Below are 11,884 nucleotides of genomic sequence, written 5' to 3'. Positions count from 1 at the left end.
ACCAATAATCGCAACACGCATGGGATTCCCTCAACACTCTTGAAGCGAGGCAGATGCTGGCGGGGTGCATTTTTTGAGCGGCGGAATCAAGAGGAGATTGCCGTGGGGAAAGACCGGTTGACGAAGCGCGGGCAAAAGCGCAAGGATCAAAACGTGAACATATGGAGCGGCGGATGAGCCTTGTTTTCTATACCAATCCCATGTCCCGCGGGCGGATCATCCGCTGGATGCTGGAAGAAACCGGCGCGCCGTATGAAACCCGGTTCCTGCGCTATGGCGACGAGATGAACAGCGCCGCCTATGCCGCCGTAAACCCGATGCAGAAGGTGCCCGCCATCGTCCACAATGGCCAGGTGGTCACCGAATGCGGCGCCATCTGCCTCTATCTGGCAGACGCCTTTCCCGAGGCCGGCCTCGCCCCGCCGCTGGCAGGCCGGGCCGGCTATTACCGCTGGATGATGTTTGCCGCCGGGCCCTGGGAACAGGCCAATGTCAATGCCGCCCTCGGCGTTCAGGTAACGCCGGAGCAATCCCGCATGGTCGGCTATGGCACGTTCGAGCGCGCGCTCGACGTGCTCTTGAGCCTCGTTCCGGAAACCGGCTACATGCTCGGCGGCAAATTCTCCGCGCTCGATGTCTATGCCGGCTCGCATATCGGCTGGGCCACGCAGTTCGGCTCCATCCCGGCTACGCCCAGGATTGCCGCCTATCTCGACCGCATCCAGTCTCGCCCCGCGGCCCGGCGCGCCGCCGAACTCGACGACGCCGCCATCCCCGAATACGGCCCGGCGGCGTGAGAGATCTGCCCCGGCCAGGGCCGGGGGGGATGATCGATCAGATTTCCTGATTATATCCGCCAACTTCGGGATGTTTGCCGAGGCGCGGTTTCACTTCCTTGTGGAAGAGGTCTTTCATGTCCGCCTCGCTGGCCATGGATTCCACCACGACCACCAGCTCCGGCTTGTTGGACGAAGCACGCACCAGCACCCAGGAGCCATCCTCCAGCGTCACGCGGGCGCCATTGACGGTGTTCACCTCGACAACCTTCCGTCCAAGGATTTCCTTGCCGTCGAAAGATTTGTATTCCTCGACCATGCGGTCGACGACCCCATACTTCACCTCGTCGCCGCAATGAGCGGCCATCGTCAGCGAGGTATAGGCCACGCCCAGCTCTGATTTGAGGTCCGCCATCGTGCGCCCTGGATTGCGGTCCAGCATCTCCAGAACCGCCTTGGCGGCAATCAGGCCGTCATCATAGCCAAGACCGATCGGCGGGCGGAAGAAGAAGTGGCCGGACTTTTCAAATCCCGCCAGCGCGCCCAGTTCGGTCGTGCGGCGTTTGATATAGGAATGGCCGGTCTTGTAGTAGTCGACCGTCGCCCCGTTCGCCTTCAGCACAGGGTCTGTCTTGTAAAGGCCGGTGGATTTCACATCGACCACGAATTTCGCGTTCGGGTAATGCTTGGAAAGGTCACGCGCCAGCATCAGGCCGATCTTGTCGGCAAAGATCTCTTCGCCGGTATTGTCCACCACGCCGCACCGGTCGCCATCGCCGTCAAAGCCGAGCACGACATCCGCGCCATGCTGCTTTGCTGCCAGCGACATCTCGTGCAGCATTTCATGATCTTCCGGGTTCGGATTGTATTTCGGGAAGGTGTTGTCGAGATTGCAATCCATCTCGATCACCTCTGCGCCAAGCCCGCGGAGCACATCGCCCGCAAAGGCGCCGGCCGTGCCATTGCCGCAAGCCGCGACCACCTTCAGCTTCCGCTTCAGTTTGGTGTCACCGATGATCGCCTTGATGTATTTCTCGCGGATGCCATCGACACGCTTGTGCGTGCCGCCCTCGCGCACCTCGAACTTGCCGCCCATGACGATTTCTTTGAGGCGGCCCATCTCTTCGGGCCCGAAGGTCAGCGGGCGGTTGGCCCCCATCTTCACGCCGGTCCAGCCATTCTCGTTGTGGCTCGCCGTCACCATGGCGCAGCACGCCGCATCCAGTTCGAACTGGCTCCAGTAAACCATCGGCGAGAGCGCCAGGCCCACATCCAGCACCTCGCAGCCCCCGGCCACCATGCCGAGCGTCAGCGCATTCTTGATCGGCTGGCTGATCGAGCGGAAATCATGCCCCGTCACCACGGTCGGCTTCACGCCCAGCTCATGGAACAGCGTCGCCATGCCCAGGCCAAGCGCCTGCACGCCCGTAAGGTTCAGCTCCGGCGCCTTGGCGTGACCGATGCCGTTAAACCACCAGCGCGCGTCATACTCCCGGAAACCCGTCGGTTTCACCAGCGGCAGAATCTCGAATTCGAGCGTGTTGGGGGCAATATCGGCAAGCGGTCTGGGCAGCATGATGTCTCTCCGTGAAATGGTTCTGGCGCGGCGCGAAGCGCCCGCAAATGTCTCGCCCTCTTCCATGCAAAATTCGCGCCCTGGGGGCAAAGGAGAAATGCGGCCTCAATCTGACAAAAAGTTCAGGAATAAAATATTGAAACCAAGATATTTTATTCTAGCTCCTGTCCCGGACGCGCGCGGCGCTTCCTCTCAACGCCGCCCGATCCTGCACCCCACACAGGAGAAAACACATGAAAGTCTGCTCTGCGATTGCCCTCTTCGGCGTCCTGTCAGCCGCTGTGGCGGCCCCGGCTTCGGCGCAGGAATGGTATGCTGCCGGCTCGGTTGGCTACCTCTTCCAGAATGACAGCTCCAATAGCGGCACAACCGGCGCCTTCGCCACCGGCAACGGCGCCCCCGTGATCCCCTTCGGCACCGCCATCGCCGCCGGCACGCCCTATGGCTGGGAAACCGGATTCGACAATGGCTACACCCTCTCCGGCGAAGTCGGCGCCTTCTATGGCAACGGCCCGCGCTCGGGCATCGAGCTTGCCTATTCCAAGGCGGATGTGGACACCCATAACCGCGTCAACGTTGCCGGCACCGTGATCGACGGCGTCGATGCGGCGGTGCTGACCGGCTCGGCCACCCAGCTTGGCGCCACCGTCGGCGCGGTCGTGGCCGATGGCCAGGGCGATATCAAATCCACCAGCGTCTTCGCCAACCTCTATTACGACTTCAACCGCGACGGCATGATCCGCCCCTATGTCGGCGCGGGCCTTGGTTATTCCGATGTGCAGGTGACCTATCGCCCCTCCGGCGTCGGCATCATCGATGACAGCGAAGGCAAACTCGCCTGGCAGGTCAAGGGCGGTGCCAGCTGGGCCATCACCGACAAGATCGACCTCTTCGGCGAGGCGGTCTACCGCGCCACAGATGATGTGGAGCTGCAGAACGACCTTTTCCCCGGCACGCTGAATGTCGAAAACAAGCAGACCGTGCTCAGCATCGGTGCCCGCTACCGTTTCGGCAGCTGATGGGTCATCCCCGCGTTAGCTTACCGAAGAAGTCTTCAGGAAGCTGACGATCCATTGCGCCAGAAAGCGGCGGTCGCACGCCCCGTCCAGCGAGGCGATCGCCGCATCTGCCGTTTCTTCACTCAATGAAACACCCCGGCGCGCGCTGTAGAGAGCCGCGGAAAACTCCGGATCGAATTCCGGATGGCACTGAAAGCTCAGTCCGGGAAAATCCTGATAACTCAGCCCGGCAAATTCGGTGAACGCCGAACAAGCCACAATATCCGCCCCCGGCGGTTTCACCACCACCTGGTCCTGATGGCTGACGGCGATGCGCATCGCTTCGGGCGCGGCCCCTGCCCATCCCGGCGTCGCGCCGATATCATAGGTATGCCGGCCCACGCCCCAGCCCTTGGTGGACTTCTCGACCTTTCCGCCCAGCGCCTCGGCCATGATCTGATGGCCGAAACAGATGCCCACCTGCGGCAGCTTGGCCTGCGCGCCCGCCCGGATGAAATCCATCAGCGGGCTGATCCATGGCTCATCATCATAAACGCCCGCCGGAGAACCGGTATACAGCACCGCCTCCAGACCCGCCGGGTCCGGCAGGCCCTGCCCGCGCGCCACAGACACCGTTTCGCAGGTAAGGCCGGCGCCAGCCCCCTCGAACATCCGCCGGAACATCTCCGGATAATCCGGAAACCGGTCACGGATCGCCGCAGGCGCCAGGCCCGTTTCCACTATCGTCAGCTTCATTCTGCCGGTTCCGTCACTGCCTCTGTCTCAATCCGTTCGGGCTCCACCAGGAAGCCGCCGGACTGGCGCGCCCAAAGCTCAGCATAGAGACCGCCCGCGGCGACCAGCTCGTCATGCGTCCCCTGCTCCACGATTCGGCCCTGATCGAGCACGATCAGCCGGTCCATCTGCGCGATGGTCGACAGCCGGTGGGCAATCGCCAGAACGGTCTTGCCTTCCATCAGGCGGAAGAGGTTGTCCTGGATCGCCGCCTCCACTTCGGAATCGAGCGCCGAGGTTGCCTCATCCAGAATGAGGATCGGCGCGTCCTTGAGGAAAATCCGCGCAATGGCGATCCGCTGGCGCTGGCCGCCGGACAGCTTCACGCCGCGCTCGCCCACATGCGCATCAAAGCCGATCCGGCCTTTGGAGTCTTCCAGCGTTTCGATGAAGGCCATCGCTTCGGCCTTCTCGGCGGCGACGCGGATGTCCTCATCGGTCGCCTCGGGGCGTCCATAGGAGATGTTCTCGCGGATGGAGCGGTGCAGCAGCGAAGTATCCTGCGTCACCATGCCGATCTGTGCCCGGAGGGAATCCTGCGTCACCCCGGCAATGTCCTGCCCGTCGATCAGGATCCGCCCGCTTTCGGCGTCATAGAAGCGCAGCAGCAGGCTGGTCAGCGTCGTCTTGCCGGCGCCCGAGCGGCCCACCAGGCCGATCTTCTCGCCCGGCCGGATGGCGAGGCTCAAATCCTCGATCACGCCCGCGCCCTTGCCATAATGGAAGGTCACGCCTTCGAAGGTCACTTCGCCCTTCACACGCGGCAGCGCCTCCGCGCCCGGCCGGTCTTCCACCGCCACAGGCTTCTGCAGCATCGCCATGCCATCATAGACGACGCCGATATTCTCGAAGAGGCCCGCCACTTCCCACATGATCCATTGCGACATGGACTTGATGCGCAGCGTCAGGCCCACGGCCGCGGCCACCGCGCCCGCGCCCACAAGATTGCCCATCCAAAGATAGATACCGCCCGCGGCCACCAGGAACACCAGCAGGGAGTTGTTGACATAGACGATGACGTTGAACCCCGTCACCATCCGCATCTGCCGGTAAACCGTCTGCAGGAACCCGTCCATCGAGCCCTTGGCATAGTCTTCCTCACGGCCGGAATGGGCAAACAGCTTCACCGTCTGAATGTTCGTGTAGGAATCAACGATCCGGCCCGTCATGATCGAGCGCGCATCGGCCTGCGCTTCGGCAATCTTGCCAAGGCGCGGCACGAACCAGCGCAGGATGAAGCCATAAACCACCGCCCACAGAATGAACGGCGCCATCAGCCAGGGATCGGCCGCCGCCACCAGCACCAGCGCCGAAATGAAATACACCGCCACGAAGACGAAGACATCCAGCACCTTCATCACCACTTCGCGCACGGACAATGCCGTCTGCATCACCTTGGTGGCGACACGCCCGGCAAACTCGTTGCCGAAAAAGCCCATCGACTGGCCCAGCATCTGCCGGTGCATCCGCCAGCGCGCGCTCATCGGCACGTTCCCCATCAGGCCCTGATAGACGATCAGCCCCTGGATCAGCGTCGCCAGCGGCAGGCCGATCAGAAGCACCGCGCCCATGACGGCCAGCGTGCTGCCTTCGCGCTCCAGGAAGCCCGCACGGTCAGCCGAGGCCAGCCAGTCAACAATCCCGCCGAGGAAGCCGAACAGCGCCACCTCCCCCACCGCGATCAGCGCCGTGAAGAGAGACATCAGGATCAGCCAGGGCGCTGCCGGGCGGATATAATGCCAGAGAAACGGCCAAAGCCCCCTGGGCGGGGTCCCCTGCAGGGTCTCCGGAAACGGATCGATACGGCGTTCAAAGAAGCGAAACATGGCCCGCCCATTTGGAGAGGCAGGCGTCAAAGAACAAGGAGGAAAGATTGGCATGGAACCCGCTTGCGGCTTATTCGTCACGCTCGGCGGGCAAAGCCCGTCAGAGCGCCCATCTCGTGCTCTCGCTGCTGCAAGCAACGGCAATGGCAGGGGATGGGCACTCAGATGCGCTCACGCGCATCGAGTGTGACGAAAGGGGAAACACTTGATTTTTTCCCTGCGCGCGGCGGCAGCTACGGCGCCGCCGGCGCCCCCAAGCCCGCTTTCGCCGCAATCCAGGCCTTCACCTGCATCTCCAGCGCGTCCATCGGCACCGCCCCCTGCCCCAGCACCACATCATGGAAGGCGCGGATGTCGAAACGCTCGCCCAGCGCCGCTTCCGCCTCGGCCCGCAGCGCGCGGATTTTCAGCTCGCCGATCTTGTAGGCTGTCGCCTGCCCCGGCCAGCCGATATAGCGCGTCACCTCGGTCTGGATGTTGAGCGGGGCCAGCGCGGTATTTTCCTTGAAGCAGGTCTCCGCCTCTTCCCGGCTCCAGCCATACCAGTGCAGCCCGGTGTCCGAGACCAGCCGGCACGCCCGCCACATCTCCATGGAGAGGGCGCCGAACTGTTCATACGGCGTCTCCATCAGGCCGGCCTCGCTGGCCAGATATTCGGCATAAAGCCCCCAGCCCTCCCCGAAGGCGGTGGCATAATAGTTCTGCCGGAACCAGGGCTGCGCCTGCATCTCCTGCGCCAGCGCAATCTGCAGATGGTGCCCCGGCACGGCTTCATGCGCCGAAAGCGCCGGCAATTCGTAAAGCGGGCGCTGGTCGAGGGCATAGGTATTGACCAGATAGGCCCCCAGCCGCCCCTCGCCCGGATCCCCCGACATATACCGCCCGGACGTGTATCCCGGCGCGATCGAGGCGGGCACCGGCTCGACGGTGTAGCCCAGGCGCGGCAGCAGATTGAAATAGTCCGGCAGCATCGCGTCGAGCCGCGCGGCGATATGCTTGGCCGCATGCATCAGCTCTGCCGCGCTCTGCGCATAGAATTGCGGATCGGTGCGCAGGAAGACCAGGAAATCGGCAAAGCTGCCCTCAAAGCCGGTATCGGCAATGATCGCCTCCATCGCCGCCCGGATGCGGGCCACTTCTTCCAGGCCGATGGCGTGGATCTCCTCGGGGGAATAGCCCGCCCCCGCCGTATGGGTCTCCACCAGCGCGGCATACACCTCGCGCCCGCCGTCCAGCCCGGCAATCCCGGCGCCCTGACGCGCCGCCGGGGCATAGGTTTCATCTATATAGGCCAGCGTCTCGCGATAGGCGCCGATGGCGCGCGCCGCCGCTGCCAGCCCCTCGGCCTGAAGCCGGGATCTGGACTCTGCGTCCACCGAATCACTCATCTCCGCCAGCGGCCGGTAAAGCTCACTGGCAGCTACATCATCGGTAATCTGCGCTTCGATCTGCGCCCGCGCGGTGTTCAGCGGGTCGGCATGGGCGGTCCAGCCTGTCTCGATCCCGCGCGTCATGTTGGCCCGGTTCTGCGCAAAATAGCGGGGTACATCGTTCAGCCGCGCAATCCAGGCTTCGGCCTCGGCCACCGTGCGCACCCGCAGGCGCATCGCGGCAAACACCGGCTCTGCCTGAAAGCCCCAATCCCCGGTGAAGGGGATGCGGGCCGAATCATGGGTCACTTCGCGGATTTCATCGGCCAGAAGCCGCGTCAGGATCGCCTGATCCAGCGTCCGGCCGGTCTCTGCTGCCTCGATTTCAGCCAGCAGCGCGCTGGCCTTGCCCGCCCGCGCCGCCAGCGCTTCGGGTGAAACATCCCGCCACCGGCTCACCAGCGCGGCGTCTGCATCGGCGGCCTGATCGGGGTCTCCCTGGCGCGTGTGCGCTTCATATGCGGCCACCAGCGCGTCCAGCGGGTCTGCTGGCGCCGCTAGGGCAACCGGGGCGAGAGACAGCATCAAAAGCGCCAGAACAGCCGGTTTCAATTTGTCGCTCCCACGAGTGCCTGCGTTGACACGACCCTAGAGGCTCGTAGAAGCGGATACCAGCTTCCCATTGCACGCGAGGAACACCCCATGTCCGGACCGCAGCGCGCCGCCACGCGCCCCCTGTCCCCGCACCTGCAGATCTGGCGCTACCACGTCACGATGCTTGCTTCGATCACCCACCGGATCACGGGGGCAGCCCTGTATTTCGGCACCTTCCTGATCGCCGCCTGGCTTGTGGCGCTCGCCATCAGCCCGGATGCCTTCGCTGCGATGCAGGGGATCATCACCTCCATCCCCGGCAAGATCATCCTTTTCCTCTGGGCGGTCGCCGTGATGTTCCACCTCTTCAACGGCATCCGCCATCTGGTCTGGGATGGTCCCGGCATCGGCTTCTCGCCGAAGGTCGCCAGCACCGTGTCCACCATCATCTACTTTCTGGCCATCCTCGGCGCTGTTGCGCTGATGTTTGCCGCCGGCGCGTTCTGAGGAGGCCCCCATGTCACAAGGCCAGTTCCTGACCCCCACCAAGGCCGCCCGCGGTCTCGGTTCCGCCAAATCCGGCACGGCGCACCATATCCGCCTGCGCGTTGCCGCGCTCGCCCTGCTGATCCTGGTGCCGCTTGCGCTCTATGCCATCATCAGCATCTCCAGCGCCGGCTATGACGGCGCCCGGGCCTGGGTCGCCCAGCCCCTGCACGCCACCCTCCTCATCCTCACCGCCGGCGCCGTGTCCTACCACATGCGCCTCGGCATGCAGGTGATCATCGAAGACTACATCGCCAAAACCGGCATGCGCACTACTCTCCTTATCCTGAACACCTTTGCCGCGATCGCGATGTTCGTCGCCGTGGCCATGGCGGTGGTTCAGATCTGGATTGCTGGTTGAGACACGCGAAGAAGAGACAGATAAAATGAGCAGCTATAACTGGATTGATCATACCTATGACGTGGTCGTGGTCGGCGCCGGCGGCTCCGGTCTCCGCGCTGCGCTTGGCGCGGCGCAGGCCGGTCTGCGCACCGCCTGTATCACCAAGGTCTTCCCCACCCGCTCCCACACGGTTGCCGCTCAGGGCGGCATCGCTGCCTCGCTCGGCAACATGTCCGAGGACAGCTGGCAGTGGCACATGTACGACACCGTCAAGGGGTCCGACTGGCTCGGTGACCAGGACGCGATCGAATACCTCGTCCGCAACGCCCCGGCCGCCGTTTACGAGCTTGAGCATTGGGGCATGCCCTTCTCGCGCACCGAGGAAGGCAAGATCTACCAGCGCGCCTTTGGCGGCATGACCCGCAATTTCGGCGAAGGCCCTGTCCAGCGCACCTGCGCAGCGGCTGACCGGACCGGCCACGCCATGCTGCACACCCTCTACGGCCAGTGCGTGCGGGAAGAGACCGAATTCTTCATCGAGTATTTCGCGCTTGACCTCATCATGGACGAAGACGGCGTCTGCCGCGGTGTCACCGCCTGGAAACTGGATGATGGCACGCTCCACCGCTTCCGCGCCCAGAAAACCATCCTGGCCACCGGCGGCTATGGCCGCGCCTACTTCTCCTGCACCTCGGCCCACACCTGCACCGGCGATGGCAATGCCATGGTCCTGCGCGCAGGCCTGCCGCTGCAGGATATGGAATTCGTCCAGTTCCACCCCACCGGCATCTACGGCTCAGGCTGTCTGATCACGGAAGGCGCACGCGGCGAAGGCGGCTATGTCACCAACTCCGAAGGCGAACGTTTCATGGAGCGCTATGCGCCGTCCGCAAAAGACCTCGCCTCCCGCGATGTGGTCTCCCGCGCGATGACGATGGAAATCCGCGAAGGCCGCGGCGTTGGTCCGGAGAAGGATCATATCTATCTCCACCTGAACCACCTCTCGCCCGAAACCCTGCATGAGCGTCTGCCCGGCATTTCGGAAACCGCGAAGATCTTCGCCGGTGTGGACGTCACGAAAGAGCCGATCCCGGTTCTGCCGACCGTCCACTATAATATGGGCGGCATCCCCACCAACTTCCACGGCGAAGTCCTCACCAAGAAGGGCGGCGATCCTGATGCCGTCGTTCCGGGCCTGATGGCTGTGGGCGAAGCGGCCTGCGTGTCCGTACACGGCGCAAACCGTCTCGGCTCCAACTCACTGATCGACCTTGTGGTCTTCGGCCGCGCTGCCGGCCTGCGCTGCGGCGCCACCACCGAGGCCGGCGCCCGCCAGCCGGAACTGCCCAAATCGGCCACCGACGCCCACCTCGCCCGCCTCGACAAGATGCGCAACGCCGCCGGTGACCAGCCGGTCGCCAAGCTCCGCCTCGAAATGCAGCGCGCGATGCAGTCCAACTGCGCCGTGTTCCGCACCGGCTCGGTGCTGAAGGAAGGCGTCGACGCCATCGAGGACGTTTACAAGAAACTGCCGGGCATCGATGTGAAGGATCGCGGCATGATCTGGAACACCGATCTCGTCGAAGCGCTCGAATTCGAAAACCTGATCTGCCAGGCCGCCGTCACGGTGAACTCGGCAGCCAATCGCGAGGAAAGCCGCGGTGCCCACGCCCGCGAAGACTACTCAAATCGCGATGACGAGAAATGGATGAAGCACACCCTCGCCTGGTGCGACGAGGCCGGCAAGGTCACGCTCGATTACCGCCCGGTGCATGATTACACGCTCTCCAACGAGATCGAGTACATCAAGCCGAAAGCGCGGGTATACTGATAAACTGAAACAGCAATCCGGCGCGGTACGCAGATGAGCCAGTACAAGACTGTCTGGGTTCGCGCCGGAAAGCAGAAGAAGGAAGAGAAGAAACTCCTCGGCAGGGGCAAGAAACTGGTCGACGATCCGCATCAGGCGGATCTCGCAGAACTCTCCGCCCTGATCGAGACCGCCTGCAACTCACTGCACGAAGAAGGCTACGACATCATTTCCATATTGCCGTCCGTCAGCGGCCATTCGGAAAAGGGTGTCATGAGTCAGGGCGGATACGGTTTCGGATTTAGCATTACGGATGGCGCGGTGATCACAGCGCGCCGCAGGGCAACAGACTAAGACGGCACGCACAGCCAGGGAATTGAAGACATGGTACAGCTGACCCTTCCCCAGAATTCCAAGGTCAAGAAAGGCAAGACCTGGCCGAAGCCCCAGGGCGCGACCAATCTGCGGTCTTTCCGGATCTATCGCTACAGCCCCGAGGAAGGCGGCAATCCGCGCTGGGATACCTATTGGGTGGATATGGACCGCGCCGGCACGATGATCCTCGACGTGCTGATCTACATCAAGAACAACATCGACCCGACCCTCGCCTTCCGCCGCTCCTGCCGCGAAGGCGTGTGCGGCTCCTGCGCGATGAACATTGCCGGGCGCAACACGATTGCCTGCACAAAGGGCTTTGAAGAGCTTCCCTCCGGTGAAGTCGTCATCGCCCCGCTGCCCAGCCAGCCGGTGGTGAAAGATCTGATCCCGGATCTGACGAATTTCTACGCCCAGCACGCCTATGTGCAGCCCTTCCTGCAGACGGCAACGCCCACCCCGGAGAAGGAATGGCGCCAGTCGGCCGAAGACCGCGCCAAGCTTGACGGCCTCTATGAGTGCATCCTGTGCGCTTCCTGCTCCACCTCCTGCCCGTCCTACTGGTGGAATGGCGACAAGTATCTTGGCCCCGCAGCCCTGCTGCAGGCCTATCGCTGGCTGATCGACAGCCGCGACGAAGCCACCGGCGAGCGTCTCGATGCGCTGGAAGATCCCTTCAAGCTTTATCGCTGCCACACGATCATGAACTGCGCGCAGGTCTGCCCGAAGGGCCTCAACCCCGCCCAGGCCATCGCCAAGATCAAGCACATGATGGTGGAGCGCGTCGCTTAAAGCGGTCGCTTATCCCTCAAAAATCCAAGCTCCGCAGGCCCCTGAACCCAATGGTTTCAGGGGCTTGTCATTTTTTGCGAGAT

General features: G+C 63.3%; 11 protein-coding genes. 7 read left to right on the top strand and 4 right to left on the bottom strand.

Going from position 1 to position 11,884, the window contains the following annotated elements:
• The first annotated feature begins 173 nt into the window (after positions 1 to 173).
• Positions 174 to 797, top strand: coding sequence for a glutathione S-transferase family protein (locus HPO_RS19130; protein ID WP_035602733.1), 624 nt, complete (start codon positions 174 to 176; stop codon positions 795 to 797).
• Between the two features lie 37 nt (positions 798 to 834).
• Here HPO_RS19130 and HPO_RS19125 read toward each other — a convergent pair whose 3' ends face one another.
• Positions 835 to 2,352 carry a phosphomannomutase/phosphoglucomutase gene (locus tag HPO_RS19125; RefSeq protein ID WP_035602724.1) on the bottom strand — a complete coding sequence of 506 codons (1,518 nt, stop codon included), beginning with the start codon at positions 2,350 to 2,352 and terminating at the stop codon, positions 835 to 837.
• A gap of 233 nt (positions 2,353 to 2,585) precedes the next feature.
• On the opposite strand from HPO_RS19125, the gene HPO_RS19120 reads away from it, so the two are divergent.
• Positions 2,586 to 3,371, top strand: a complete 786-nt coding sequence (locus HPO_RS19120) for an outer membrane protein (RefSeq protein ID WP_035602721.1) — start codon at positions 2,586 to 2,588, stop codon at positions 3,369 to 3,371.
• Between the two features lie 15 nt (positions 3,372 to 3,386).
• Here the strand turns inward: HPO_RS19120 and HPO_RS19115 are convergent, their stop codons facing one another.
• From HPO_RS19115 to HPO_RS19105, 3 genes are all read right to left on the bottom strand, one after another.
• A complete protein-coding gene (locus HPO_RS19115) occupies positions 3,387 to 4,106 on the bottom strand; it encodes a glutamine amidotransferase-related protein (RefSeq protein WP_035602719.1) in 720 nt (239 codons plus the stop codon).
• Positions 4,103 to 5,971: an ABC transporter ATP-binding protein gene (locus tag HPO_RS19110; protein WP_035602716.1), complete on the bottom strand. Its 1,869-nt coding sequence runs from the start codon at positions 5,969 to 5,971 to the stop codon at positions 4,103 to 4,105. Before HPO_RS19110 ends, HPO_RS19115 begins: the two co-directional genes overlap by 4 nt.
• Before the next feature lie 233 nt (positions 5,972 to 6,204).
• The gene (locus tag HPO_RS19105; RefSeq protein ID WP_035602714.1) at positions 6,205 to 7,953 is read right to left on the bottom strand and encodes a DUF885 domain-containing protein; all 1,749 of its coding nucleotides are present in this window, start codon (positions 7,951 to 7,953) and stop codon (positions 6,205 to 6,207) included.
• Positions 7,954 to 8,043: 90 nt separating this feature from the next.
• Between HPO_RS19105 and sdhC the strand changes: the two genes are divergently transcribed.
• From sdhC to HPO_RS19080, 5 genes are read left to right on the top strand one after another with little or no spacing between them, the layout of a single operon-like run.
• Positions 8,044 to 8,442: a succinate dehydrogenase, cytochrome b556 subunit gene (sdhC, locus tag HPO_RS19100; protein ID WP_035602712.1), complete on the top strand. Its 399-nt coding sequence runs from the start codon at positions 8,044 to 8,046 to the stop codon at positions 8,440 to 8,442.
• Between the two features lie 10 nt (positions 8,443 to 8,452).
• A complete protein-coding gene (sdhD, locus tag HPO_RS19095; RefSeq protein WP_051612848.1) occupies positions 8,453 to 8,842 on the top strand; it encodes a succinate dehydrogenase, hydrophobic membrane anchor protein in 390 nt (129 codons plus the stop codon).
• A 25-nt stretch (positions 8,843 to 8,867) separates the two neighbouring features.
• Positions 8,868 to 10,655, top strand: a complete 1,788-nt coding sequence (sdhA, locus tag HPO_RS19090; RefSeq protein ID WP_035602727.1) for a succinate dehydrogenase flavoprotein subunit — start codon at positions 8,868 to 8,870, stop codon at positions 10,653 to 10,655.
• Between the two features lie 33 nt (positions 10,656 to 10,688).
• On the top strand, positions 10,689 to 10,988 hold the full coding sequence (locus HPO_RS19085; protein ID WP_035602709.1) for a hypothetical protein: 300 nt from the start codon (positions 10,689 to 10,691) through the stop codon (positions 10,986 to 10,988).
• A gap of 30 nt (positions 10,989 to 11,018) precedes the next feature.
• Entirely contained in the window at positions 11,019 to 11,801 is a 783-nt protein-coding gene (locus HPO_RS19080) for a succinate dehydrogenase iron-sulfur subunit (RefSeq protein WP_035602707.1), read from the top strand.
• The last annotated feature ends 83 nt before the right edge of the window (positions 11,802 to 11,884 follow it).

It is taken from the genome of Hyphomonas polymorpha PS728, assembly GCF_000685315.1.
In the GTDB taxonomy this organism is placed as follows: Bacteria; Pseudomonadota; Alphaproteobacteria; order Caulobacterales; family Hyphomonadaceae; genus Hyphomonas; species Hyphomonas polymorpha.
This window is presented reverse-complemented; position numbering and strand designations above follow the sequence as displayed.

What these genes read in the sequence shown, in the direction of transcription:
- HPO_RS19130 (WP_035602733.1), top strand. Translation starts at nt 174, where the DNA reads ATGAGCCTTGTTTTCTATACCAATCCCATGTCCCGCGGGCGGATCATC.
- HPO_RS19125 (WP_035602724.1), bottom strand. Translation starts at nt 2,352, where the DNA reads ATGCTGCCCAGACCGCTTGCCGATATTGCCCCCAACACGCTCGAATTC.
- HPO_RS19120 (WP_035602721.1), top strand. Translation starts at nt 2,586, where the DNA reads ATGAAAGTCTGCTCTGCGATTGCCCTCTTCGGCGTCCTGTCAGCCGCT.
- HPO_RS19115 (WP_035602719.1), bottom strand. Translation starts at nt 4,106, where the DNA reads ATGAAGCTGACGATAGTGGAAACGGGCCTGGCGCCTGCGGCGATCCGT.
- HPO_RS19110 (WP_035602716.1), bottom strand. Translation starts at nt 5,971, where the DNA reads ATGTTTCGCTTCTTTGAACGCCGTATCGATCCGTTTCCGGAGACCCTG.
- sdhC (WP_035602712.1), top strand. Translation starts at nt 8,044, where the DNA reads ATGTCCGGACCGCAGCGCGCCGCCACGCGCCCCCTGTCCCCGCACCTG.
- sdhD (WP_051612848.1), top strand. Translation starts at nt 8,453, where the DNA reads ATGTCACAAGGCCAGTTCCTGACCCCCACCAAGGCCGCCCGCGGTCTC.
- sdhA (WP_035602727.1), top strand. Translation starts at nt 8,868, where the DNA reads ATGAGCAGCTATAACTGGATTGATCATACCTATGACGTGGTCGTGGTC.
- HPO_RS19085 (WP_035602709.1), top strand. Translation starts at nt 10,689, where the DNA reads ATGAGCCAGTACAAGACTGTCTGGGTTCGCGCCGGAAAGCAGAAGAAG.
- HPO_RS19080 (WP_035602707.1), top strand. Translation starts at nt 11,019, where the DNA reads ATGGTACAGCTGACCCTTCCCCAGAATTCCAAGGTCAAGAAAGGCAAG.